General features: G+C 72.0%; 20 protein-coding genes and 1 pseudogene. 7 read left to right on the forward strand and 14 right to left on the reverse strand.

Annotated elements, in window-relative coordinates; genetic code table 11:
- Window positions 1–333 (forward strand): hypothetical protein (locus tag ACFWPS_RS31915; protein ID WP_383711245.1); only part of this gene is annotated, 333 nt, incomplete at its 5' end.
- A 109-nt stretch (window positions 334–442) separates the two neighbouring features.
- Here the strand turns inward: ACFWPS_RS31915 and ACFWPS_RS31920 are convergent.
- Window positions 443–1,450 (reverse strand): stage II sporulation protein M, encoded by a 1,008-nt coding sequence (locus ACFWPS_RS31920; RefSeq protein ID WP_383711247.1) that lies wholly within the window; start codon window positions 1,448–1,450, stop codon window positions 443–445.
- A 141-nt stretch (window positions 1,451–1,591) separates the two neighbouring features.
- Here ACFWPS_RS31920 and ACFWPS_RS31925 point away from each other — a divergent pair, with 141 nt between their 5' ends.
- Entirely contained in the window at window positions 1,592–2,527 is a 936-nt protein-coding gene (locus tag ACFWPS_RS31925) for an RDD family protein (protein ID WP_383711250.1), read from the forward strand.
- Window positions 2,528–2,554: 27 nt separating this feature from the next.
- Here ACFWPS_RS31925 and ACFWPS_RS31930 read toward each other — a convergent pair whose 3' ends face one another.
- From ACFWPS_RS31930 to ACFWPS_RS31970, 9 genes and pseudogenes are all read right to left on the reverse strand, one after another.
- A complete protein-coding gene (locus ACFWPS_RS31930; protein ID WP_383711253.1) occupies window positions 2,555–3,181 on the reverse strand; it encodes a hypothetical protein in 627 nt (208 codons plus the stop codon).
- 194 nt (window positions 3,182–3,375) lie between these two features.
- Window positions 3,376–4,833 (reverse strand): adenosylhomocysteinase, encoded by a 1,458-nt coding sequence (ahcY, locus tag ACFWPS_RS31935; RefSeq protein WP_383711255.1) that lies wholly within the window; start codon window positions 4,831–4,833, stop codon window positions 3,376–3,378.
- Window positions 4,834–5,355: 522 nt separating this feature from the next.
- A complete protein-coding gene (locus tag ACFWPS_RS31940) occupies window positions 5,356–6,336 on the reverse strand; it encodes a cation diffusion facilitator family transporter (RefSeq protein WP_383711257.1) in 981 nt (326 codons plus the stop codon).
- Window positions 6,337–6,505: 169 nt separating this feature from the next.
- Window positions 6,506–7,657, reverse strand: coding sequence for a mannose-6-phosphate isomerase, class I (gene manA, locus ACFWPS_RS31945; RefSeq protein WP_383711260.1), 1,152 nt, complete (start codon window positions 7,655–7,657; stop codon window positions 6,506–6,508).
- Between the two features lie 171 nt (window positions 7,658–7,828).
- Window positions 7,829–8,956: an SIS domain-containing protein gene (locus ACFWPS_RS31950; RefSeq protein WP_383711262.1), complete on the reverse strand. Its 1,128-nt coding sequence runs from the start codon at window positions 8,954–8,956 to the stop codon at window positions 7,829–7,831.
- 63 nt (window positions 8,957–9,019) lie between these two features.
- Window positions 9,020–9,190 carry a Trm112 family protein gene (locus tag ACFWPS_RS31955; protein WP_089102354.1) on the reverse strand — a complete coding sequence of 57 codons (171 nt, stop codon included), beginning with the start codon at window positions 9,188–9,190 and terminating at the stop codon, window positions 9,020–9,022.
- A 516-nt stretch (window positions 9,191–9,706) separates the two neighbouring features.
- Entirely contained in the window at window positions 9,707–11,074 is a 1,368-nt protein-coding gene (locus ACFWPS_RS31960; RefSeq protein WP_383711265.1) for a phosphomannomutase/phosphoglucomutase, read from the reverse strand.
- 283 nt (window positions 11,075–11,357) lie between these two features.
- A pseudogene (locus ACFWPS_RS31965) lies at window positions 11,358–11,984 on the reverse strand (L-lactate permease); the annotation flags it as partial.
- 75 nt (window positions 11,985–12,059) lie between these two features.
- Window positions 12,060–12,485 carry a DUF3499 domain-containing protein gene (locus ACFWPS_RS31970; protein WP_093748783.1) on the reverse strand — a complete coding sequence of 142 codons (426 nt, stop codon included), beginning with the start codon at window positions 12,483–12,485 and terminating at the stop codon, window positions 12,060–12,062.
- A 278-nt stretch (window positions 12,486–12,763) separates the two neighbouring features.
- Here ACFWPS_RS31970 and ACFWPS_RS31975 point away from each other — a divergent pair, with 278 nt between their 5' ends.
- Window positions 12,764–13,216: a metallopeptidase family protein gene (locus tag ACFWPS_RS31975; protein WP_383711393.1), complete on the forward strand. Its 453-nt coding sequence runs from the start codon at window positions 12,764–12,766 to the stop codon at window positions 13,214–13,216.
- A gap of 33 nt (window positions 13,217–13,249) precedes the next feature.
- On the opposite strand, the gene ACFWPS_RS31980 is transcribed toward ACFWPS_RS31975, so the two are convergent.
- From ACFWPS_RS31980 to ACFWPS_RS31990, 3 genes are all read right to left on the reverse strand, one after another.
- Window positions 13,250–14,740, reverse strand: a complete 1,491-nt coding sequence (locus ACFWPS_RS31980) for a DUF5719 family protein (protein WP_383711268.1) — start codon at window positions 14,738–14,740, stop codon at window positions 13,250–13,252.
- Window positions 14,737–18,423, reverse strand: coding sequence for a glycosyltransferase (locus tag ACFWPS_RS31985; RefSeq protein ID WP_383711271.1), 3,687 nt, complete (start codon window positions 18,421–18,423; stop codon window positions 14,737–14,739). Before ACFWPS_RS31985 ends, ACFWPS_RS31980 begins: the two co-directional genes overlap by 4 nt.
- Before the next feature lie 232 nt (window positions 18,424–18,655).
- On the reverse strand, window positions 18,656–18,919 hold the full coding sequence (locus ACFWPS_RS31990; protein WP_003975777.1) for a WhiB family transcriptional regulator: 264 nt from the start codon (window positions 18,917–18,919) through the stop codon (window positions 18,656–18,658).
- A gap of 623 nt (window positions 18,920–19,542) precedes the next feature.
- Here ACFWPS_RS31990 and ACFWPS_RS31995 point away from each other — a divergent pair.
- The 4 genes from ACFWPS_RS31995 (at window position 19,543) to ACFWPS_RS32010 (ending at window position 23,550) form a co-directional block, all read left to right on the forward strand.
- Window positions 19,543–20,037, forward strand: a complete 495-nt coding sequence (locus tag ACFWPS_RS31995) for a cysteine dioxygenase (RefSeq protein WP_383711273.1) — start codon at window positions 19,543–19,545, stop codon at window positions 20,035–20,037.
- A 58-nt stretch (window positions 20,038–20,095) separates the two neighbouring features.
- On the forward strand, window positions 20,096–21,055 hold the full coding sequence (gene cofD / locus ACFWPS_RS32000; RefSeq protein WP_383711276.1) for a 2-phospho-L-lactate transferase: 960 nt from the start codon (window positions 20,096–20,098) through the stop codon (window positions 21,053–21,055).
- Entirely contained in the window at window positions 21,052–22,392 is a 1,341-nt protein-coding gene (locus ACFWPS_RS32005) for a coenzyme F420-0:L-glutamate ligase (RefSeq protein WP_383711279.1), read from the forward strand. The genes cofD and ACFWPS_RS32005 overlap by 4 nt, the downstream gene beginning before the upstream one ends.
- Window positions 22,393–22,539: 147 nt before the next feature.
- Entirely contained in the window at window positions 22,540–23,550 is a 1,011-nt protein-coding gene (locus ACFWPS_RS32010; protein WP_383711281.1) for a DNA-3-methyladenine glycosylase family protein, read from the forward strand.
- A 240-nt stretch (window positions 23,551–23,790) separates the two neighbouring features.
- Here the strand turns inward: ACFWPS_RS32010 and ACFWPS_RS32015 are convergent, their stop codons facing one another.
- Window positions 23,791–24,873, reverse strand: coding sequence for a sugar phosphate nucleotidyltransferase (locus ACFWPS_RS32015; RefSeq protein WP_383711284.1), 1,083 nt, complete (start codon window positions 24,871–24,873; stop codon window positions 23,791–23,793).
- Window positions 24,874–24,895: the final 22 nt, after the last annotated feature.

Raw genomic sequence — 24,895 nt, forward strand, 5'->3', positions numbered from 1 at the left:
GCGTTGACTTTTGGCACGCTGTTGAGTTCTCAAGGAACGGTCGCTTCCTTTGTACTCACCCTCTCGGGCTTTCCTCCGGGCTTCCCTTCGGTGTTTCCAACCTTACCAGATCCGTTTTCCGTTCCGTTTCCGGTCGGAATTCATTTCCGGTGGCCGTTGGAGGGCCTTTGCCTTTTCGATTGCCTTTCGGCTCTCTTTCGGCGATTCCGACTTTATCAGAAGTTCTTGGCCGGTCTGACCGGCCACTCATTTCTGAGTAAATCGGAGGGTGGCTTCGATGTTCGGAGAGAACTCTCCGTTATGAAGCAGATCGATTCTAACGATCAGCCCTGAACCTGTCCAGTTCTAGGCAACTGTTTGAATCTACCTCCCCATCCAACCCGTGTCAACGGGTCTTCCGGGACGAGGAGGACACTAGCAGCTCACGGGAGGTCTCCGCACATCAGGCGGCCGTTGGGACGAACGCGCTGCGCTCGGTCTCCTCGAGGTCACCCGTCTCGCCGGCGCGAGCGGCACGGCCCCCCACGACAAAGACGTAGGCCAGGAAGGCCAGCTCAGCCACTACTCCGATGCCTATGCGCGCCCAGGTCGGCAGGCCGGACGGGGTGACGAAGCCTTCGATGGCGCCGGAGACGAACAGGACCAGGGCCAGGCCTATCGCCATGCCCACGGCGGCGCGGCCCTCTTCGGCCAGGGCCGTACGGCGACTGCGCGGGCCGGGGTCTATGAGAGTCCAGCCGAGGCGGAGTCCGGTTCCCGCGGCCACGAAGACCGCGGTGAGTTCCAGCAGCCCGTGCGGGAGGACCAGACCCAGGAAGGTGTCGAGGCGGCCGGCCGAGGACATCAGGCCGAAGCCGACGCCCAGGTTGAGCATGTTCTCGAAGAGGATCCAGAGGACCGGAAGACCGAGAAAGACACCCAGGACCAGGCACATCGCGGCGGCCCTGGCGTTGTTCGTCCACACCTGGGCCGCGAAGGAAGCCGCGGGATGGCTGGAGTAGTACGTCTCGTACTCGCCGCCGGGGCGGGTCAGCTCGCGGAGCTGGCTGGGGGCCGCGATGGTCGACTGTACGTCCGGGTGCGTGCCGATCCACCAGCCCAGAAGGATCGCGACGGCAGTGGAGACGAGCGCGGTCGGGACCCACCAGTGGCGGGAGCGGTAGACGGCGGCCGGGAATGCCTGTCCGAGGAAGCGGGCGACGTCGCGCCAGGAAGCGCGGCGGGTGCCTGTCACCGCGCTGCGCGCGCGTGCCACGAGTTGGCTGAGGCGTCCGGTCAGCTGTGGATCGGGAGCGCTGGACTGGATCAGGGAGAGATGGGTCGCGGTGCGCTGGTAGAGCGTGACGAGTTCGTCGGCCTCGGCTCCGTTGAGGCGCCGCTGGCGGCGGAGGAGCGCGTCGAGACGGTCCCACTCGGCTCGGTGTGCGGAGACGAAGACGTCGAGGTCCATCGGGTCTGCCTGCTCCTCGGCTGGTCGTCGACTGCCTGTCGTAGCAATGTCGCAGCCGTCAGCTTGTCGTACTGCGGCGCGATGCGTCCTCAGCTTGGCAGACTTGTGCTGTACAGGGCAGACCAGGGGAAGGCGGCGGGCGTGAGTGAGCTGGTGACGGGCGAGGCGGTGGCGCTCGAACTGCGTCCTGCGAGGCTGCCCAGCAGGGCGCTGGCCGTCCTGCTCGACCTGATCGTGGCCTTCACCGTGTACATCGCCATTTCGATAGGGCTGGCGGCGGCCACGGCCTCGCTCGACGACGCCGCGCAGATCGCCCTGGCGATCGCGGCGTTCCTGCTGGTGCTGGTCGGTGCGCCGATCGCGGTGGAGACGCTGAGCCACGGTCGGTCGCTCGGGAAGATGGCGTGCGGACTGCGGGTCGTACGGGATGACGGCGGGCCCATCAGGTTCCGGCATGCGCTGGTGCGGGGCGCTCTCGGCGTGGTCGAGATTCTGGTGACGTTCGGGGTCGTCGCCTGTATCGCCTCTCTGGTCTCGGCACGTGGGCGGCGGCTGGGGGATGTGTTCGCGGGGACCCTGGTCGTGCGGGAGCGGGTGCCCGTCGGGCAGGCCCGTTTCGTTCCGCCGCCTCCGCCCTGGCTGGCGGGACGGTTCGCCGGGCTGGACCTGTCGGCCGTTCCGGACGGGCTGTGGCTCGCGGTCCGGCAGTACCTGACGCGGATGCAGCAGCTCGATCCGCAGGTCTCGTGGGCGATGGCCGTTCAGCTTGCGGGCGATCTCGCGACCCGGACGGGGACTCCGGCGCCCCCGGACATTCCACCGGCCGCCTATCTGGCGGCGGTGGTGCAGGAGCGGCAGGCCCGCGAAGCCCGGCGGGCCTTCGCCGACCATGCTCCTCCGTCTTCCGCTGCCTCCGACGCGTACGCGCCTTCGGTACCCAGTACGCCTCCTGGCCCCGGCTCTGTGCCTACCCCCGGCCCGGTGCCTACCCCTGTCCCCCCACCGCCGGCGGCCCCCGTTGCTCTTCCTGCGGCGGCGGCCGAGCGGCCCGCCACCGGGTTCGTGCCGCCGGCGTAGGCGTGGTTCGGCCCGTCGGCCCGTTGTTCAGTCGTCGGGGTCCTTGAAGACCGACGGCGGTGACTGCAGGTCCTCCAGCTCGATTCCGGGGGCTGCCAGGACTACGTCGCCGGCGAGGTGCACGGAGTGCTGTTCGCCCGTGTCCAGGGCTGTGACCTGGTATTCGTCCACGGTCAGAGGGCCGTTGTCAGTGGCGTGTGTTTCTCTTTTCAGCAGGGCCCAGGACTGGTCCACAGTGCGGGGGGCGAGGACCGGGTCCGTGAAGGCCACCAGGCGTACGCGGGTCGCGGCGGCGGAGGGGGTGAGGCGCAGCAGACGGGCGGTGGCGACCAGGAACGCGGGGGACGTGCCGGTGAAGGCGTGGGCGCGCACATTGCCTTCGGTGGCATGGGTGCCGGTGGGGTCCGTGCGGACCCAGGTGACGCCGTCCAGGGCGGCGCCTCGTACCTGCCAGCCCCCGGCGTGGAGTTCGAGGCGGATGGGGCGGCCGAGGTCGTCGAGGGTGAGATCGACCGAGCCGCCGTGGTCACCGGAGGGGGTGGTCACTTGGGAGACATAACGCCAGCCGGAGGGGCCGGGGGCGCACTGGAAGTGTTCTTCGCCGAGGGGGGTGTGATCGTGCGGATCGTGGAGCGAATAGCGGCCGCGGGGCATGGGGGTCCTGGGGCTTGACGGGGGTGTGGGTCCGGCGCTCGGACCCGCGGTACGGCCGCGCGGGCGGTCGAAGGGCCAAAGGGGCAGGCCCCCGGCACGGGGGTGCGGGGGCCTGCCTCGGCGGACCGGAGGACCTGCCCACCGGGAGAGCGCGTCAGTGCACGGGTGCGCTTCCCGGTGGGCAGGACCCGGGCTCAGTAGCGGTAGTGGTCCGACTTGTACGGACCCTCGACCTCCACGCCGATGTACGCGGCCTGCTCGGGGCGCAGCGTCGTCAGCTTCACGCCGAGCGCGTCCAGGTGCAGGCGGGCGACCTTCTCGTCGAGGTGCTTGGGCAGCGTGTAGACGCCGACCGGGTACTCGTCGGGCTTGGTGAACAGCTCGATCTGGGCCAGGGTCTGGTCCGCGAAGGAGTTGGACATCACGAACGAGGGGTGGCCGGTGGCGTTGCCCAGGTTCAGCAGGCGGCCCTCGGAGAGGACGATGAGCACCTTGCCGTCGGGGAAGGTCCAGGTGTGGACCTGCGGCTTGACCTCGTCCTTGACGATGCCGGGGACCTTGGCGAGGCCGGCCATGTCGATCTCGTTGTCGAAGTGGCCGATGTTGCCGACGATGGCCTGGTGCTTCATCTTGGCCATGTCCGAGGCCATGATGATGTCCTTGTTGCCCGTCGTGGTGACGAAAATGTCGGCCTTGTCGATGACCTCGTCGAGGGTCGTGACCTGGTAGCCGTCCATCGCGGCCTGGAGGGCGCAGATCGGGTCGATCTCGGTGACGATCACGCGGGCGCCCTGTCCGCGCAGGGACTCCGCGCAGCCCTTGCCCACGTCGCCGTAGCCGCAGACGACCGCGGTCTTGCCGCCGATCAGGACGTCGGTGGCGCGGTTGATGCCGTCGATCAGCGAGTGGCGGCAGCCGTACTTGTTGTCGAACTTCGACTTCGTGACGGCGTCGTTGACGTTGATCGCCGGGAACAGGAGGACGCCGTCGCGCTGCATCTCGTACAGGCGGTGGACGCCGGTCGTGGTCTCCTCGGTCACGCCGCGGATCTCGGAGGCCAGCTGGGTCCACTTCTGCGAGCCGTCCGTGATGGTGCGGTGCAGGAGTTCGAGGATGACGCGGTGCTCGTCGGACTCGGCGGTCTCGAGGCCGGGGACCTTGCCGTCCTTCTCGTACTCGACGCCCTTGTGGACGAGGAGGGTGGCGTCACCGCCGTCGTCGAGAATCATGTTGGGGCCGCCGGTGGGGCTGTCCGGCCAGGTCAGCGCCTGCTCCGTGCACCACCAGTACTCCTCCAGGGTCTCGCCCTTCCAGGCGAAGACCGGGACGCCCTGCGGGTTGTCGGGCGTGCCGTTCGGGCCGACGGCGATGGCGGCGGCCGCGTGGTCCTGGGTGGAGAAGATGTTGCAGGACGCCCAGCGGACCTGCGCGCCCAGGGCGACCAGGGTCTCGATCAGGACGGCGGTCTGCACGGTCATGTGCAGGGAGCCGGTCACGCGGGCCCCGGCCAGCGGCTGGGTCTCGGCGTACTCCTTGCGGATCGCCATCAGGCCGGGCATCTCGTGCTCGGCGAGGGTGATCTCCTTGCGGCCGAAATCGGCCAGGGAGAGGTCGGCGACCTTGAAGTCCTGTCGGTTGTCGACAGTCGTCATTGCGAGCTGCTCCTCGGGTTGGGTCGAGGGTGGGTACGGCTGGTCTGCGCGGCGGCGGACACATGGGTGCCCGAGAAGAGGACACAGGCATGCCCACGTACGCGCAGCGCAGTCCGTCGGAGGCCCTCTCTCCCTCGGACGGTCCGTAGGGGACCGCCCGACCGCCATCAGCAGCGACGTCTGGCTCCGTCCCAAGCTACACCGGAGGAGCGGGCCGTCCCCAGTCCGCCTCCGAACAGATCACGCCGTTCGAGGAGGGTGAGCGTGTCGGCGAAGGTGTCGGCGGGGGTGCGGTGGGGTGGTCGCCGGGGGTGCCGGGGCGGGTGGATCGGGGGTTCCGGTCGGTTGCGCGGGGGTGTCCGGGGGCGGCGCCGCTTCGTGTGACGAAGGTGTCGGGAGATCGGCCTGATCGATCCGGTCGGCCCTGCGCGCACAGGGGGCGCAGGGCCGAGCTGCGGATGACGACGGGCCCGCTCCCGGCGAGCCGAGGGAGCGGGCCCGTGCTGTCGGGCGGAGGGGGGATCAGTGGTCGGCGGGGTGGGGGTTCGGACCGCCCGGGGTAGCTTCCGGGTTGGGCCCCTTGGCGGCCTCTGCCTCGCTGTAGATGTCGGGTTCCAGATAGATCACGCGGGCGATGGGGACCGCGGTGCGGATGCGGGCCTCGGCGGCGTTGATGGCCTTGGCGACCTCGGCGGCCGTGTCGTCGTGCTGGACGGCGATCTTGGCGGCGACGAGGAGCTCCTCGGGGCCGAGGTGGAGCGTGCGCATGTGGATGATGCCGGTGACCGTGTCGCCGTCGACGATCGCGGCCTCGATCTTCTTGACCTCCTCGACGCCCGCGGCCTCGCCGAGCAGGAGGGACTTGGTCTCGGCGGCCAGGACGAGGGCGATCAGGACGAGCAGGACGCCGATGCAGACCGTGCCGATGCCGTCCCAGACGCCGTCGCCGGTGAGCAGGGCGAGGCCGACGCCGAGGAGGGCGAGGACGAGGCCGATGAGTGCGCCGAAGTCCTCAAGGAGGACGACCGGCAGCTCGGGGGCCTTGGCCCGGCGGATGAACTGCGACCAGGACAGCTTGCCGCGCAGTTCGTTGGACTCCTTGATGGCCGTCCTGAAGGAGAAGCCCTCGGCGATGATCGCGAAGAGGAGAACGCCCACCGGCCAGTACCAGTGCTCCACTTGGTGGGGGTGGTTGATCTTCTCATAGCCCTCGTAGATGGCGAACATGCCACCGACCGAGAAGAGCACGATGGAGACGAGGAAGGCGTAGATGTACCGCTCGCGGCCGTAGCCGAAGGGGTGTTGCGGGGTCGCCTCGCGCTGGGCCTTCTTGCCGCCGATGAGCAGCAGGAACTGGTTGCCGGAGTCGGCGAGCGAGTGGACGCCCTCGGCGAGCATCGACGAGGAGCCGCTGAAGGCGAACGCCACGAACTTCGATACCGCGATCGCGAGGTTGGCACCGAGTGCCGCCACGATCGCCCTGGTGCCGCCTGACGCGCTCATGTGTTCGCGTTGTCCCTTCTCGTTCTCGTCTTCGCCGGTACTCGTCTTTGCCCGTGCTTTGCCGGTGGGCCATTCTTGCAGCCCTGTCCGGGAGCGGCGCGTCAGGTATCCACACTCCCGGTACGACAATCAGACCCCGCGCGTGGACCTGGTGAGAAGCACGGTCATCTCAGACGATCACCGTGGCACGGAAGACCGTGCCCGCGCCCGACACCTCCGCCTTCTCACTCGCCGGGACGAACACCGACCGGCCGGGGGCCAGGTCGTACTCGCCGACGCGGACCGTGCCGGCCGTGCAGAGCAGGATCTGCGGGGTCGGCAGGGTGAGGTCGTGGGCGGTGGTCCCCTCGGGAAGGACGTACCGGGAGAGGCGGAACTCGTCGATCGGTGTCTCGTAGACCTCCTCGCCGTCCGGGGCGGCTTCGGGGCGCAGCACGCCCGCGTCACCCGCCTCGAAGCGGACGACGCGCAGGAGTTCGGGGACGTCGACGTGCTTGGGGGTCAGACCGCAGCGCAGGACGTTGTCGGAGTTGGCCATGATCTCGACGCCGAGGCCGTTGAGGTAGGCGTGCGGGATGCCGGCGCCGAGGAAGAGGGCTTCGCCGGGCTGCAGGCGCACGTGGTTGAGGAGCATGGCCGCGATCACGCCGGGGTCGCCGGGGTAGTGGTGGGCGATGTCGGCGTAGGGCAGGTAGTCGCCGCCGAGGCGGGTGCAGGCGGCCGTGGCCTCGGCGACCGTGTGGGCCATCTCCTCGCGGTCGGCGCTGAGGATCGCGGTGAGGACCTCGCGCAGGGCGGCGTCCTCGGGGTGTGCGCGCAGCAGGTCGACGTACGGCTTGAGGGAGTTCACGCCGAGGCCGTCGAGGAGTTCGGCCGTCTGCTCCGGGGCACGGAAGCCGCACAGGCCGTCGAACTCGGTGAGAGCGCAGATCAGTTCGGGCTTGTGGTTGGCGTCCTTGTAGTTGCGGTGCGGGGCGTCGATCGGGATGCCGCGCTGCTCCTCGTCCTCGTAACCCTCCCTGGCCTGTTCCAGGTTGGGGTGCACCTGGAGGGAGAGCGGGGCGCCGGCGGCGAGGATCTTGAGCAGGAAGGGCAGGCGGGGGCCGAACCTGGCCACGGCCGCCTCGCCCAGTTCGGCCTTCGGGTCCGCGTCGATGACCTCGACGAGCGTGCCGCGCGCGGTGCGCGAGGGGGCGCCCGGGTGTGCGCCCATCCACATCTCCGCCTGCGGCTCACCGCTCGGCTCGACCCCGAGCAGCTTCGGGATGGCGGTCGGGGAACCCCAGGCGTAGGGGCGGATGGTGTTGTCGAGGAGATCCATGACTTCTCTCTGCCGGTTCTCTGCGGGCTAGGGCGAACAAGGTCGTGCAGGGGCACAGGGCGGCGGGCCCCCACCGGGCGGCGGTGTTCACCTCGTGTTCCCCTACCGGTTCGCCTTCGGTACGGCCCTCAGGTCGTCCTTCGGGCGGCGGGGCCGGTGTCGGTGTCCACCTCAGGCCCCCGAAGCGAGCGCCAGGTAAACGGCGGCGAAATCCGTGACGGCGATCAGTTCCGCCAGGGTCTCCAGCGCGTCGCCGGCCTCGGGCTCCAGCTCGCTGATCGGGGTGTCGTGGCCGAGGGCGAGGTCGCGGGCGGCGGGTGCGGCGGTGAGGCCGCCGATGGGGCGGTCGCGGAGCAGCACCACGCGCGCGTGCAGCGCGGGCGCCTCGTCCACCCGGTCGCGGAAGAAGTCGTCGGGGTCCGCGTTGGCGGCGAGCGGCCCGGCGAGCAGGGCGGTGTGGGCCGCCAGGGCCTCGGGCAGTTCGGCGACCAGGGCGGGGCGGCCGGCCAGTTCGGCGAGGGCGGCGGCGAAGCGGCGGCCGGCCGGGCCTGCCGAGTCGCCCTCCGTCCAGACCACGGGGAGCGCGTCGGCGAGTTCCGAGGCGAGGGTCTTGGCCGGGTTGCTGTAGGTCACGATGGCCGGGCCGCAGCGCTCGGCGATGCGGTCGAGGCGGTCGGCGACCTTCTCCAGGTCATCAGGCGGGGCGATGACCAGACCGATCCGGTCGAGGAGGGCGAGCAGCGGGGTGAGCAGCGCCCACAGGACGCCCGGGGAGGAGCCGGCGAGCGGCTCACCGTGGTCGTACGGGGCCGTCGCCATCGGCATGAACAGGCCGTGGGCGCCGGCCACCGCCTCGGCGAGCGGGGTGCCGGCGGGGGCCACGGCGGCGACCGAGCAGCCGCGCCGGTAGGCCTGGTCGGCGAGGAGGGAGAGGCTGGGTTCGGTGCCGTCCGGGGTGGCGATGAGCAGGAGGTCGACGGAGCCGGCCCAGCCGGGGAGCTCCCAGCGCAGGGCGCCGGCGGCCGGGGCGACGCCGGTGGGGGCCAGGCGGGTGACGGGGCTGCCGGGGCCGGCCAGCGAGCCGAGGAGGTCGGCGGCGTGGGTGGCGGCGACGCCGGGGCCGGCGATCAGTACGGCACGCGGGCGGCCGTCCGGCTTCAGCTCCCGGACGCCGGCCTCGGTGGCGTGCCGGGCGGCCGTACGGACGCGGGCGCCGGCCTCGGCTGCGCCGCGCAGCAGACCTCGGCGGTCGGCCTCGGCGAGGCCCTCCGGGGTGTCGAGCAGCGATTCGTCGAGCATGGAGCGGCCTCCCGGTGCCGGGGTCCTGGTGTTCTGGTGTTCTGCGATTGTCGGGCCTGCTGCTTACGCCGGGCGGCGGGCCTCGTCGACGAGGAGGACGGGGATGTCGTCGCGGACGGGGTACGCCAGGCCGCAGTCCTGACCGGTGCAGATCAGCTCGGCGTCCTGCTCCTTGAGGGTGGCGTGGCAGGCCGGGCAGGCGAGGATCTCCAGGAGGCCGGCTTCGAGCGGCATGGGGTTTCCCTTCGGGGGTGGATGTTCGCGTGCGGTCAGGTTACCGCCGGTGGGGTGGGTTGGGCTGGCCGCCGGTGACAGGTGACCGCCCGCCGGAGTGACCGCCCAGGGGGCTCCGCCCCCTGGACCCCCGAGACCTTCGCCCACCCACCACCCGACTCGGTGGGTCGAAAGGCGAGGGCGGGGCGAGGTGACTCGGCCGGCTGAGAAACGCCCGGGGTACGGGGTGACTCGATCGGTTGAAAAGCGAGGACGGGGGGCGACTCGGTCGGTTGAAAAGCGAGGAGGCGGCGGGCGGCTCGACCGGCCGAGAAGCACCCTGCGTACGGAGCGATTCGGCCGGTTGAAAAGCGAGGACAATGCGGGCGACTCGGTCGGCTGAGAGGTGCCCGGGGTGCGAGGCGACTCGGCCGACCGACAGGTGCCCGGGGTGCGGGGTGACTCGGTCGGCTGAGAGGTGCCGGGCGTGCGGGGCGAGGCGGCTTGTCGGTGGGTGACGCGGTCGGGGAGCTGGGGTCACGCCCTGATGATCGCCAGTACCTCGTCCCGGATCTTCGTCATCGTCGCCTCGTCCCTTGCCTCCGCGTTCAGGCGGAGCAGCGGCTCCGTGTTGGAGGGGCGGACGTTGAACCACCAGTCGGCGGCGGTGACGGTGAGGCCGTCGAGGTCGTCCAGGGTGACGTCGTCGCGGTCGCCGTAGGCCGCGCGGATCTCCGCGAGGCTGGCCTGCTGGTCGGCGACCGTGGAGTTGATCTCACCGGAGCCGGTGTAGCGGTCGTACTGGGCGACGAGGGAGGACAGCGGGCCGGACTGGCCGCCGAGGGCGGCGAGGACGTGCAGGGCCGCCAGCATGCCCGTGTCGGCGTTCCAGAAGTCCTTGAAGTAGTAGTGGGCCGAGTGCTCGCCGCCGAAGATCGCGCCTGACCTCGCCATCTCGGCCTTGATGAAGGAGTGGCCGACACGCGTGCGGACGGGGGTGCCGCCGTTCTCCCGGACCACTTCGGGGACGGTCCAGGACGTGATCAGGTTGTGGATGACCGTGCCCTTGCCGCCGTTCTTCGCCAGCTCGCGTGCGGCCACCAGGGCAGTGATCGCCGACGGGGAGACCGGCTCGCCGCGCTCGTCCACGACGAAACAGCGGTCCGCGTCGCCGTCGAAGGCCAGGCCGAGGTCGGCGGACTCGGCGCGCACGCGCTCCTGGAGGTCCACGATGTTGGCGGGATCGAGGGGGTTGGCCTCGTGGTTCGGGAAGGTGCCGTCCAGCTCGAAGTACATCGGGACCAGGGTCAGCGGCAGGCCCTCGAAGACCGTCGGGACCGTGTGCCCGCCCATCCCGTTGCCCGCGTCGACCACGACCTTCAGCGGACGGATGGAGGTCAGGTCCACGAGCGAGCACAGGTAGGCCGCGTAATCCGACAACGTCTCCCGGGTGGTGATCGTTCCCGGCGAGGCGGCCGGCTCGGGGGCGCCCTCCTGCAACCAGCGTTCGGCCAGCTCCCGGATCTCCGTCAGGCCCGTGTCCTGCCCCACCGGCGCGGCTCCCGCGCGGCACATCTTGATGCCGTTGTACTGCGCCGGGTTGTGCGAGGCCGTGAACATCGCGCCGGGCAGGCCGAGGGCGCCCGAGGCGTAGTACAGCTGGTCGGTCGAGCACAGGCCGATCTCGGTGACATCGACGCCCCGGGCCGCCGCACCGCGCGCGAAGGCGCGGGACAGACCGGGCGAGGAGGGCCGCATGTCGTGGCCGACGACGATCGCGGCGGCACCGGTCACCTGGACGAACGCGGCGCCGAACAGCTCGGCGAGCGCCTCGTCCCACTGGTCCGGAACCACCCCGCGCACGTCGTACGCCTTCACGATCTGCGACAGATCAGCAACAGCCACTGGCCAACCCTCCTGAAATCCTCTCGGTCGCCCCAAACTACCTGTTCCGGGTGAGAGGCCGACGCGGGATCCCCCAGCGGATACCCGGCGGACGCCTGGCTGTGATCTGCGGCGATCCGGTCGCGCTCGGTCGGAGTGGGTCGGAGTGGATCGGAGTGGATCGGAGTCGGTCACGGTTGGCTGTAGGCGACCATTGGTCGCCGCGCCACGGGCGAGCGCCGCCGTCAAGCACCGGGGCGGGTCCTGAAGGCGAGCGCCGCGGTGGGTCCTCAGGGCGAGCACAGTTCTGCGGGGAGACCGTCTTGACGAGCGCGCCGCCGGAGCTGTTGGCGGTCGCCGGGAGTTGCGGGGAGAGGCCCGGCTCGTGGGCGACGCTCACCTGGAGGGCTCCGAAGCGCGGGCCGGCCGAGGTGTCGGAGCCGGAGACGGCGACCCCGAACCAGCCGGGGGCCGGCGGCGGGAAGGCGCGCCCCGTTCTGGACTCCGACGCGAAGTGGCCGATCGTCGCGGGCTGTCCGGAGATGTTCATGACGCGGGCGAGGGCGAGGACGGACGTCACGGCGAGGATCGCGAACCGCAACTCCCGTACGGCGGTCGCCCATTCAGCGAGCGCCACGCGCGCGTGCACGCGCAGGACGGCCACCGTGGCGATGCCGGCCAACGGGACCAGCGTGCCGCCCCTGGAGACGATCGGCCAGGTGAAGAGACTTACGCCGACCGGCGCCAGCGGCGCCACCAGGGCGAGGAGCAAGGGCTGGCGGCCGATGGCGGAGGCGGCCGAGTCCGGCGGCAGGCCGGTGATCTGAGCGAGCGTCACCACCGGGGTGCCCATCGCGCCGAAGCAGAAGGCGATCACGACGGCCTGGATGCGCCGATCGTCGGAAAGTCGCCCGAACGAGCGACACAGGACGGCGTGCACCACGGAATGCGCTCGTATGGAAAACAGTGGAATGCAACGACGCGCGGGGGAAGGCCCGGGGAGACGTCAGTTGTCCGGTGATCGCAGCACCCGCAGATGGCCGCGTCGCGCGACCTCCATCGGGTCCGCGCCGCGGCCGCCGCCGCCCGCTCCGGCCGCCCGCTCCTGGGGACGGGCCGCCTCGCGCACCGCGTTCGCAAGGGCTTCCAGGTCGTCCCCGCTCGGACGCGCGGGAGCGGAGCCGTCGAGGAGCCGGACGACCTCCCAGCCGCGCGGGGCGGTGAGGCGCTCGGAATGCTCGGCGCACAGGTCGTAACAGTGGGGTTCGGCGTAGGTGGCGAGCGGGCCGAGGACCGCGGTCGAGTCGGCGTAGACGTACGTCAGCGTCGCGACGGCGGGTCGGCCGCAGGCGGTTCGCGAACAGCGACGTACAGGGCTCACGACGTTGGACGGTACCGCACTCTTGAGCGGGCCGCGACGACTCTCCCCCAGGTCACTCCACCGTGTCGTACTGTGAAACGCCCCACACACCCCTCCGGACACGCCCCGCTGACCTGCACGGAAGGGGTCGTCCGGGGTCATGGCCGCCACCGCATCCGGTCACGAGTCGGTACAAACACCGTCAACTGCCTTGAGCTCGCCGGTCTGGTGGAGATACGGAAACGAGCCCAACCTTGGCCGGAATGGTCATCCTGCGACATGCCGTCCCGGACGGTGTCGGTACGTGGAGCGGCACGGCCGGAGCCCGCGAGGACTACGCTTCACCAGTGATGGACAACCGTGTACCGCCCCGTGCCGCCGACCCCGGGCCTCGTCGTCGCGATCGCCACGGCCGGGGCATGCGCGGGCCGATCGCGCCACCTCAGGTGCCGCTGGCCGCGAGCCGCGCCGACGTGTTCGCGGACCTGGTGCAGGACTCCGTGGAGCGCCTGGAGCGGCGCTGGCCGCAGCTCGCCGACATCGATTTCCTGGTCCTCGAGGTGCCCCGGCTCCAGGACCGGCACGGTGACAGCTGGGACGACGAGGCGGTGCCGCTGGGCGGCGTCATTCCCGCGCGCGAGGGACGCCGGGCGCGAGTGGTCGTCTACCGGCGGCCGGTCGAGATCCGCACCAAGGGGCGCGACGAGCGGGCCGCGCTGGTGCACGAGGTCGTCGTGGAGCAGGTCGCCGAGCTGCTCGGCCTCACCCCGGAGACGGTCGATCCCCGGTACGGCGAGGACTGAGCCCCCGGCGACCCCGCGCCTCTCGTCGCGCGGCTACTTCTGCAGCACCGACACGTCCTGGTCCGCCTCCGGTACGGCCACCGTGCCGCGGTCGTCCGGGAGGGTCTGGATCGTGAAGCCCGGGACGCCCTCCTCGGTGGCCGCCAGGGTGCGGGCGCCGTAGACCGGGCCGCCGGAGACCGTCTCCACGGTCAGGGCGTAGGTGCCCTTCAGACCGGACGGGACCGGGGCGTCGACGTTCTGGGTGGTGCCGGACTTGATGGTGAACGTCTTGGACACCGCCGTGCCGCCGCCGCTGCCCGCCGACGCCGTGACCTTGACCTGGGCGGTCGCGGTGGGCGCGGTCAGGGAGAGGGTGGTGCCCTTGCCGCTGTTGTCGGCGGACGTCGCGCGCGTGCCGACCGGCGCGGTCGCCGGGATGTAAGCGGTCTCCTGGTTGCCGCCCTTGCCGCGGGTGACGCGCAGGGCGGCCACGACCGGGACGGACTGGTCGGCGGGCGTGAGGATCAGCGAGCCCGCCTCGCCGCGCGTGACGTCGCCGAGGTCGGTCGCGGTGGTCATGCCCGACTTCACGTGCAGCGTCTCGTTGCCGGCCGGGGTGATCGTGCCGTCCGGGGAGGCGAGGCGCACCTTCAGGTCCGCGTCGCTGTCGCCGGTGGTGAAGGCGATCAGCCGGACGTCGGTGGCGTCCTTGGGGATGCCGGGCAGCACCAGGCTGCCGGACGGGTCGGTGGAGGCGGCCAGCCAGTCGCCGCCCGACTTGTCGTCCAGTGCCTGCACACTCGCGCCGACCCGGCCGCTGCGCACGTTCACGTGCACGGTCAGGTCGGTCTGCCGCTCGTCGGTGAGCGTGGACAGCAGGACCGGCTCACTGGCGTGCGGCTGGACCGTGATGCCCTCCCCCACCGAGGACTTGAGCTGGCCGTCCTTGCCGTACAGCTCGATGTCGACCACGGCGGCGCCGTCGTCGGGGTTGGTGAGGTGCACGTAGTCGGTGCGGCTCGCGGCGGTGCTGGCGCCGGGGAACCAGAAGTCGGTGTCGGCCGCCGTGCAGTTGACCCCCTGGAGGCCGCGCCCGGTGCCGGCGGCGACCTCGGTGGTCTCCTGGACCGCCCAGCCGGGGGCGTACTTGCCCTCGGCGGTGCCGACGTAGGCGGGCCCGTCGGCGCCGGAGGTGTCCCCGGTGGCCGGGGTGCCGGGTGTCTTGGGGGTGAGGACGGGCTTGCCGGCCTTCTTCTTGCCGCCGCCCGTGCCGTCCGCCGACTGCTCGGAAGCGGCCTGGAGTTCGGCCTTGCCGTCGCTCGTGGTGCCCTTGGTGACGGGCGTGAACGACGTGTACGAGGTGTCGGCGATGTCGGACAGGCTGGGCGCCGGGCACAGCAGTGTGGTGCGCTCCACGGGCAGCTGGGCGGCCGCCTCGGCGGTGTGCGCGGGCGTGGTGGCCGGCGGGTCGAGCGCGGCGAACCCGGTGACCGCCGCGAGGGCGGCCGTGCCGGCGAGCAGGGACAGGGTGGTGCGGTTCACTGCTGGCTCCCGTCGTGGTGCTCGCCGCCGGTGCCGTGGGGGTGCTGGGCGGCCGGGTCATAGGCGGGGTCGTAGCCCTGCTGGTATGTCGGGTCGTACGCCCCCTGCCCCTGCTGCCCGCCGTAGGCGTACGGGTCGTACTGGCCGGTCTGGTAGGGGTCGTACGTCCGCTGGTCGTAGCCGCCGGTCTGGTACTGGCCGGTGTCGGCGCCCTGGTACTGGTCGCCGTAGCCGGCGTCGTAGCCGTCGGCCGCCGGGTAGGAGGCGGGGTCCCATTCGTCGTACGACTGCTGGTGCGGGACCGCGGCCGGGGTCTCCTCCTCCGGAGCCGCCGACGGGAAGTCGGTGTCCTCCGGGGTCTCCGGGGACCCCTGGGACTCCTCCTCGGCCTCCGCCTGGGCGCGCAGGCGGCGGGCGCGGCGGCCCTCGCCCTCGGCGGCCTGGGCGGGGATCGGCTGCTCCTCGGGGAGGTCGTCGTCGACGTCGCGGCGGCGGCCGGGCAGGGCGAGGACGACCAGGACGACGGCGAGCGCGCCCTGCGCCCACAGCCAGGCGGTGTGGGTGAACGGCGTGTCGTAGGTGATGTCCAGCTTTCCGCCGGAGGAGGGGAGCTGGAAGCCCTGGGCCCAGCCGTCGACGGTGGTGCGGGTGAGCGGCTTGCCGTCCAGGGTGGCCGTCCAGCCCGGGGAGGCCGAGTCGGCCAGGCGCAGGATGCGGCCGTCGGCGCCGGTCGGGACGGTGGTGTGGATCTCGACGGGTCCGGCGGGCACCGAGTCGGACGTGCCGGAGCCGTTCGCCGACACGATGGCCGCCCGGGAGACCTGCTGGTCGACGCGCCACAGGGCGCCGCCGTTCTGCTGGCTGAGCCGGGACAGGCCGGGCGTGGCGTCGAGCACGCGTGTGATGTCGCGCGGCGTGCCCTTGTGGACGAGGACGTAGCGCACGGCGAACCCGCCGAGCTGGTCGGCCTGGTCGGCGCCGGAGCCGGCGACCAGGTTGGCGACGACCTTGTCGAGCGTGGCGTTCTCGCCGTCGGCGGCGGCCACCTCGGCGTCTCCCATGCGGGCGCCGGAGCCGCGCACCAGCATGTAGGACACGCGCGCGGTGCTGTCGCCGTCGAGGACGAGGGTGCGGACCTGGTCGGTGGTGGTGCTGTCCTCGGCGACGAAGGCGGGCACCTGGGCGGGGTCGCGCCGCTCGACCGGGCCGTCGGCGCCCGCGATCATCCAGCCGGCGGCGAGCAGCAGCGGGCCGGCGGCGGAGGCGAAGGCGATCAGGGCGGCCACCGGCTGGCGCCAGCCGAAGCTCTGCTCGGCGACACGCGAGCGTGCGCCGTCGGCGCCGAGCGCGGCGGCGGACAGGATCGCGATGCCGTAGACGAGGGTCGCGGGGCCGGCCCAGGTGGACTTGTTGGACAGGACCGCGAAGACCAGGCCGACCAGGGCGACCGCCCAGGCGCTGCGGATCGCCGACTGGCGCTCGGAGCGCAGCAGGGCGGCGAGCGCGGCCAGGACGACGCCGACGAGCATCAGCCCGTCGACCGTGCCGGGGCCGCCCGGGCTGGCGCCGAGCAGGTCGAGGGCGGAGGCGGCCGAGGAGCCGTACTCCAGCCCGGCCTCCTTGAAGAAGCCGAACGGCAGCAGGGTCAGCGACCAGGGCGCGAGGACCAGCAGCGGGGTGCCGAGCTGGACCAGCAGGCGCAGGCCGGAGGCGACCAGGTCGGCTCGGCGCACGGCCAGGACGGCGATGCCGAGGACCAGGGCGACCGGCCACACGATCGGCGTGAACGCGGTGGTGACGGTCAGCAGCAGTGCGTACGCCCAGGTGGCGCGCCAGCTTCCGCGCGCTCCCGAGGAGTTCGCGAGGCCGCTGGCCGCGATGCCCGCGCGGGCGATCAGCGGCAGCAGGATCGCGAGGACGGCGGTGCCGATGCGGCCGCCCGCGAGGGCGCCGGTGGCGGCGGGCAGGAAGGCGTAGGCGATGGCCGCCCAGGCGCGCAGCAGACGCGAGGTGACCAGCGGGCGGGAGGCGAAGTAGGCGGTGAACCCGGCCAGCGGCACCGAGGCGACCAGCAGCACGGTGACCGCGAGCCCGGTCGAGCCGAACAGCAGGGAGGCCAGCGCGGCGATGATCGCGAGGTACGGCGGTGCGGCCGGGGTGCCGCCGGCGCCGACCGCGTGCCAGGCGTCCAGGTAGCGCGACCACAGCTCGCTCGCGGTGCCCGGGGCGGGCAGCAGGGCGCCGCCCGCGAGCGCGCCGGAGCCGAGCAGGGCGCGGCAGGCGGCAAGCGAGATCAGCAGCAGCACCAGGAAGAGCACCGGGCCCGGCTTGCGGGCGATGCGCTTGAGGCGGGCGAACTGCTCGATCTCCAGGAAGTCGGCGTCGTCGCCGCCGGGCCCGGACTCGACCGCGCCGCCGTGCCGGCCGGCCGCGGAGATCTCGTCGTCGCCGCCGAAGAGGTTGCCCGCGACCTGCTCGAAGGTGGCCCGGACGGTGGCGCCGGGCGGCGGGAACAGGGGGCGCAGCTCGCCCTTGTCGAGCTGGGAGCGGCCGCGCCTGCGCCGCCCGGCGATGATCCGCTCGGGCCGCAGCAGGGTGCCCAGCAGACCGCGGATCTCGTCGAGTGCCTGTCCCGGCACCTTGCCGACGAGGTAGGCGACCGTGCGCAGCAGGGTGCCGAGGATCAGGCGGAACAGGATCCAGGGCAGCGCGGCCGTGCGGGCGTTGACCAGCAGGGTGTAGATCGCGCCGGCCTTGTCGACCTTGTGCGGGGAGGCGGTGGTGCGGCCGGCGCAGTCGACGGCGCGGCGCTCGCGGGAGGCGGCCTCGGCATGCCGTACGACGGCCTCGGGGGCGACCAGGACACGGTGTCCCGCGTTGTGCGCGCGCCAGCACAGGTCGACGTCGTCGCGCATCAGGGGCAGCCGGCGGTCGAAGCCGCCGAGCTCCTCGAAGACGTCGCGGCGGATCAGCATGCCGGCGGTGGAGACGGAGAGCACGGGCCGCACGTGGTCGTGCTGGCCCTGGTCCTGCTCACGGCGGTCCAGGCCGGTCCAGCGGCGCCCGGAGTCGGCGATGGTGACGCCGACCTCCAGGAGCTGCCTGCGGTCGTACCAGCCGCGCAGCTTGGGGCCGACGACCGCCACGTCGTCGCGGCCCAGCTCCATCTCGTTGTCGACGACCCGCAGCAGCTGGGCCAGGGCGTCGGGTTCCGGGGCGCAGTCGTCGTGCAGCAGCCACAGCCACTGGACCGGTTCGCCGTACGGCAGCTCGGGCATGTCGTAGGCGTCGTCGCGCCACTGGCGGGTGACCGGGTCCCAGCCGCTGGGCCGCTTCAGGTACGGCAGGTCGTCCGGGGTGAGGACGGGCGCGGTGCGGCCCGCCTCCTCGACGGCCTGGCCGAAGCCGGTGCGGCGGGCGAGGTGCAGGACGTTTGCGTCGCCGAGGGACTCGGTGAGCAGCTGGGCGGAGTCGTCCGCGCTGCCGGTGTCGGCCGCCACCGCGTACTGGACGGGGCGCTCCTGGCCGAGCAGCCCGGCGAGCGCGGCGGGCAGCCAGCGGGCACCGTCATGGGAGACGAGGACCGCGGTCACCACATGACGCGGGAACTCGGGCGGGCGGGTCGGGTCAAACCCCGCTGTGGCAGCCGCCTCTTGGGCTGCCATGTGGCTGTGCACGGACATCGAGGTACGGGCCCCGGTTCGATGGACTGCGGTGGACTCCTGCGCCCGCTGGTGGCGGCGAGGCGTCTCGGACGAGCGACCACACTATCGGCTGGGCATGTCGACGGCCCGCCGCCTGTGGATAACCCACCGGCGACGGGCCGTTTGCGCAGCTCAGATGTGTGCGTTGGGTGGACGTCCGCCTCAGGCACCCGCCTCGGTGTCCGCTCCGGCGTCCGCTCCGGCGTCCGTTTCAGACTGCGGCCTTCTTGAGGCGGCGGCGCTCCCGCTCGGAGAGTCCGCCCCAGATGCCGAACCGCTCGTCGTTGGCGAGGGCGTACTCGAGGCACTCGGAGCGCACCTCGCAGGCGAGGCAGACCTTCTTGGCCTCTCTGGTGGAGCCGCCCTTCTCGGGGAAGAAGGACTCGGGGTCGGTCTGGGCGCACAGCGCGCGCTCCTGCCAGCCGAGTTCCTCGTCCGCGTCGTCGACCAGCAGTTGCTGCACCAGCTCGGTCATGTGCGCCCCTCGTCTGTCTTTCACGTCCCCGTGCGTGGCCGTTACCGATTTCGGCTGAACGACACGAGTGAAATTACAAGTGTGCTGCTCCGGGCGAGTCAAGCCGAGATCTGCTATTGGGCCCGTTATTCACTCTGCGGAACCAAGGCCGTGCGGAAAGTGTTCAAATCGGCATAAACCTTGACATGCAGACGAGGCCCCGCGCGGGCCTCCGACCCCATACAGAGCTTGTACGGAGAAGGACGCCCAGATGTTCGATCGCGTTCCGAAGTGGCTCGCGCGCCCGGTTGTGCGCCATGTGTCCCGGGCGCTTACTGAACAAACCTTTCGGCAACGAGATGAACCGGATGAGGTGAACCGTGTCCCACATACCGGGCGTCGAGTTGACACGGGAGGTGTGAACCGATGTCCTTGTGGGCATGCTCGCGAACTTGGCGCTCACCTCGACCCGCACCGCCGGGTCCCACGGTGCTGCCCGCGCTCGCTGTAGCTGTTGCTGTTCCAGCTGTTGAGCCGTAGCCGTATCCGACCGCTCCCGCTCCAGCTGCAGACCGAGTCCCCGGACTCGGTTTTCGCTTTTCGTTCCCCGCTGACCTTCTTCACTGAGGAACCACCGCACCCCCATGAACAGCGACAACGACCTCCAGATCGCCGGCGACATCCTCGAAGTCCAGCACCTGCTGCAGCCCCCGCGCGAGCACCCGGTCACCGTGGCCGAGTTCGTCGGCCTGGCCCGCGCGATCGCCGCCGACCGCGCGCAGTGGGAGCACCTCGTCCAGTACGACGCGACCAGCCGCTGGTACCACCGGCTGCGCACCGGCCCCGGCTACGAGGTGTGGCTGCTGTCCTGGGTGCCCGGGCAGGGCAGCGGACTGCACGACCACGGCCGCTCCTCCGGCGTGCTGACCGTCCTGGAGGGCGCGCTCACCGAACGCACCGAGCGCGGCACGCGCGCGTTGGGCGCCGGTGCACAACGGGTGTTCGCTCCGGGGTACGTGCACGAGGTCGTGAACGACGCGCTGGAACCGGCGGTGAGCCTGCACGTCTACTACCCGGGCCTGACCGAGATGCCCATGCACACCACGCAGAGCTGCGCGGCGCACCCCGTGACCGCGTGACGCATCACGCAGGGAGGACGCGTGCCGCGTTGTCGGACCCGCCTGCAAGACTTGGCGCATGCGCATTGTGGTTCTGGCAGGCGGTATCGGCGGTGCCCGGTTCCTGCGCGGTCTGAAGCAGGCCGTGCCGGACGCCGACGTGACCGTCATCGGCAACACCGGGGACGACATCCACCTCTTCGGGCTGAAGGTCTGCCCGGACCTCGACACGGTGATGTACACGCTCGGTGGCGGCATCAACGAGGAACAGGGCTGGGGGCGGACCGACGAGACCTTCCGTCTCAAGGAGGAGCTCGCCGCCTACGGGGTGGGGCCGGACTGGTTCGGGCTCGGTGACCGGGACTTCGCGACGCACATCGTGCGCACCCAGATGCTGGGTGCCGGCTATCCGCTGAGCGCGGTGACCGAGGCGCTGTGCGACCGCTGGAAGCCGGGCGTGAAGCTGATCCCGATGACCGACGACCGGGTCGAGACCCATGTGGCCGTCGAGGTCGACGGTGAGCGCAGGGCGGTGCACTTCCAGGAGTACTGGGTACGGCTGCGGGCCGGCGTCCCCGCCGAGGCGGTCGTCCCCGTCGGCGCCGAGCAGTCCAAGCCGGCGCCCGGCGTCCTGGAGGCCATCGCCGAGGCGGACGTGATCCTCTTCCCGCCGTCCAACCCGGTGGTCTCCGTAGGCACGATCCTCGCGGTGCCCGGCATCCGGGAGGCGATCGCCGACGCCGGAGTGCCCGTGGTGGGCCTCTCCCCCATCGTCGGGGACGCGCCGGTGCGCGGGATGGCCGACAAGGTGCTCGCGGCGGTGGGCGTGGAGTCGACGGCGGCGGCGGTCGCCGAGCACTACGGCTCCGGGCTCCTGGACGGCTGGCTCGTCGACTCCGTGGACGAGGGCAGCGTCGCGCGCGTGGCGGCGGCCGGCATCCGCTGCCGGGCCGTACCGCTGATGATGACCGACCTGGACGCGGCCGCGCAGATGGCCCGGGAGGCGCTGGCGCTGGCCGAGGAGGTGCGCGGGGCATGACCGAGGCGACCGACATGGTCGGCACGGCCGACGCGGCGCCCGCGTACCGGGTGTGGGCGCTGCCCGGGATCCCCGAGGTCCAGCAGGGCGACGACCTGGCGAAGCTGATCGCCGCGGCGGAGCCGGGGCTGGCCGACGGGGACGTGGTGATCGTCACCTCCAAGATCGTCTCCAAGGCCGAGGGAAGGATCGTCGAGGCGGCCGACCGGGAGGCGGCGATCGACGCCGAGACGGTACGGGTGGTGGCCCGGCGCGGGACCCTGCGGATCGTGGAGAACCGGCAGGGTCTGGTCATGGCCGCGGCAGGCGTGGACGCGTCCAACACACCGGCCGGGACCGTGCTGTTGCTGCCCGAGGATCCCGACGCCTCGGCTCGTGCCGTCCGCGCGGGCCTTCGGGACGCGCTGGGCGTCAACGTCGGCGTGATCGTCACGGACACCTTCGGGCGACCCTGGCGCTCGGGGCTCACGGACGTCACCATCGGCGCCGCCGGCGTGGAGGTGCTGGACGACCTGCGCGGGGGCGTGGACGCGTACGGCAATCCGCTGGTCGCGACGGTCGTCGCCACGGCCGACGAACTGGCCGCCGCCGGTGACCTGGTGAAGGGCAAGGCGACGGGGATGCCGGTCGCCGTGGTGCGGGGCCTGGCGCATGTCGTGGCGGACGCCGACGACGACGGGGACGGCGCGCGGGCGCTGGTCCGGGATGCGGGCAGTGACATGTTCCGGCTGGGGACGTCCGAGGCGGTCCGGGAGGCGGTGACGCTGCGGCGGACGGTGCGGGCCTTCACCGACGACCCGGTCGACCCCGGGGCGGTACGGCGGGCGGTCGCCGCGGCCGTGACCGCGCCGGCGCCGCATCACACGACGCCGTGGCGGTTCGTGCTGCTGGAGTCCGCGCAGGCCCGCGTCGGGCTGCTGGACGCGATGCGGGACGCGTGGATCGCCGACCTGCGGAGGGACGGCAAGTCGGAGGAGTCCATCGCGAAGCGGGTGCGGCGCGGCGATGTGCTGCGGAACGCGCCGTACCTGGTCGTGCCCTGTCTGGTGCTGGACGGGTCGCACGCGTACGGGGATCCGCGGCGCGACGCCGCCGAGCGGGAGATGTTCGTGGTCGCGGTGGGGGCCGCGGTGCAGAACTTCCTGGTCGCGCTGGCCGGGGAGCGGCTGGGGTCGGCGTGGGTCTCGTCGACGATGTTCTGCCGGGACGTGGTGCGGGATGTGCTGGCGCTGCCGGCGGGGTGGGAGCCGATGGGGGCGGTTGCCGTGGGGAAGGCTGCGGAGGAGCCGCGGGAGAGGGCGCCGAGGGAGGTCGGGGACTTTGTCGAGGTGCGGTGATTTTGTGCGCCTATGGTCCGAGAGGGACGGGTTCGCGGGCGACTGCGGGTTGAGTGTGGCTGGTCGCGCCCACGCGGCGGTAGCCGCCTATCAGATACAGCCCCGCGCCCCCAAAAGGGCGGGCGCCTGAAGCCTAGGATTCTTTGGATGGCTGGTCGGTTTGCTCCGAAGTCCACGCGTGCGGCTGTGCGGGGTGGGCAGGTTGTCGTGCCTGCCGGAGTGCCTCGGCAGGCTGCCGCGTCCGGGCGGGTTCGGCTGTGGAAGCCCGACGGAGTTCTTGATCTGGGGCTCGTGCTCGGGCCGCTGCGGCGCGGGCCCGGGGATCCCACGTTCCGGGCCACCCGGGACGGGTCCGTGTGGCGGGCCAGTCTGACGCCTGCCGGGCCCGGGACGCTGCGGGTCGCCGTGTACGGCGGTGAGGTGCGCGGGGAGGCCTGGGGGCCGGGGGCCGAGTGGCTGCTGGAGCGGCTGCCGGAGATGCTCGGGGCCGCCGACGACCCGTCGGCGTTCGTGCCCCGGCACCGGGTGGTGGCGGCGGCCCGGCATCGGCGGCCGGGGTTGCGGCTGACGCGGACCGGGCTGGTGCTGGAGTCGTTGATTCCGTCGGTCCTGGAGCAGAAGGTCACGACCGACGAGGCCTACCGGGCCTGGCGGCTGCTGGTGCGGAGGTTCGGGGAGCGGGCGCCGGGCCCCGCCGGGGTGGGTGAGCGGCCGATGTGGGTGATGCCGGCGCCTCGCACCTGGGCGCTGATTCCTTCCTGGGAGTGGCACAAGGCCGGGGTCGACGACAAGCGGGCCTCGACGATTCTGCGCGCGGTACGGGTCGCTGCGCGGCTTGAGCAGGCCGTGGGGATGGCGGCGGAGGCGGCGCAGGCGCGGCTGGAGGTGGTGCCGGGGGTGGGGCCGTGGACGTCGGCGGAGACCGTGCAGCGCAGTCATGGGGCGGCGGACGCGGTGACGGTCGGGGACCTGCACCTGCCGGGGATCGTGGGGTGGGCGCTGGCCGGGGACCGGCATGCCGACGACGAGGTGATGCTGCGGCTGCTTGAGCCCTATGCGGGGCAGCGGCATCGGGCGGCTCGGCTGATCCTGCTGAGTGGGCATACGCCGGCGAGGCGGGCGCCGCGGATGCCGCGAGGGGATATCGGCCAGTTGTGAGCGGGTGCGGGTCGGTGGGGCCAGGGGCGGGGTGGGGACGCTTACCAGCGCTCGCAGGGTGCCTCCCCCAGCCTTCGGCCGGGGCCCCCAGCGCCCACCCGTGCCGCCCTGCGGCACGTCTGCCCGCAGCTATGACGTGCCCCGTAAGGGGCGCTGGGGGTACCCCCAGCCGAAGGCTGGGGGAGGAACTGCGCGATCAGCCCCCACGCACCCGCAGTCAGCCCATCACCGCCACCACCCCTACTGGTCCGAAGAGAACCGCACCGCCCCCGCCGGGATCCTCGCGTCGCACCACACCCTGGCGCCGTCCCGCAGTTCGTTGTCGGCGCCGATGACCGCGCCGTCGCCGATCACCGTGCCCGTGAGGACCGAGCGTTCGCCGACGCGGGCGCGGTTGCCGATGAGGGAGTCGGTGATGACGGCGCCGGGTTCGATCACGGCGCCCGGAAGGATCGTCGAGCCGAAGACCCGCGCGCCCTCCGCCACGAACGCGCCCTCGCCCACCACCGTGCCGCCCGTCAGCTTCGCGTCCGCCGCGACCCGGGCCGTGGGAAGGACGAGGCGGTCGCCGCAGCGGCCGGGGACCGCGGGGGACGGGGCGCGGCCCAGGACGAGGTCCGCCGAGCCGCGTACGAAGGCCGCGGGCGTGCCGAGGTCCAGCCAGTACGTGGAGTCGACCATGCCCTGGAGGTGGGCGCCGGCCGCGAGCAGTTCGGGGAAGGTCTCGCGCTCCACGGACACCGGGCGGCCCGCCGGGATCGTGTCGATGACCGAGCGGCGGAAGACGTACGCCCCGGCGTTGATCTGGTCGGTGACGATCTCCTCGGGGGTCTGGGGCTTCTCCAGGAAGGCGAGGACACGCCCCTTCTCGTCGGTGGGGACGAGGCCGTACGCGCGGGGGTCCGTCACCTGTGTGAGGTGGAGGGAGATGTCCGCCGAGGTCGACTCGTGCGTGGCCACCAGGGCGCCGATGTCCAGGCCCGTCAGGATGTCGCCGTTGAAGATCAGGACCGGGTCGTCGGGGCCGGAGTGCAGCCGGGCGGCCACGTTGCGGATCGCGCCGCCGGTGCCGAGGGGTTCCTCCTCGGTGACGTACTCGATGTGCAGGCCGAGTGCCGCGCCGTCGCCGAAGTACGGTTCGAAGACGTCCGCCAGGTAGCTCGTCGCGAGGACGATGTGCTCCACGCCCGCCGCTCTGGCTCTGGCCAGCTGGTGCGTCAGGAACGGCACGCCGGCCGCCGGGACCATCGGCTTGGGCGTGTGGACCGTGAGCGGGCGCAGCCGGGTGCCTTTGCCGCCGACCAGGAGGATCGCTTCTGTCACCTGTCGTCTCTGCTTCCTGCCG

Origin of the sequence: Streptomyces sp. NPDC058457, assembly GCF_042720695.1 — a bacterium.
Classification (GTDB): Bacteria; Actinomycetota; Actinomycetes; order Streptomycetales; family Streptomycetaceae; genus Streptomyces.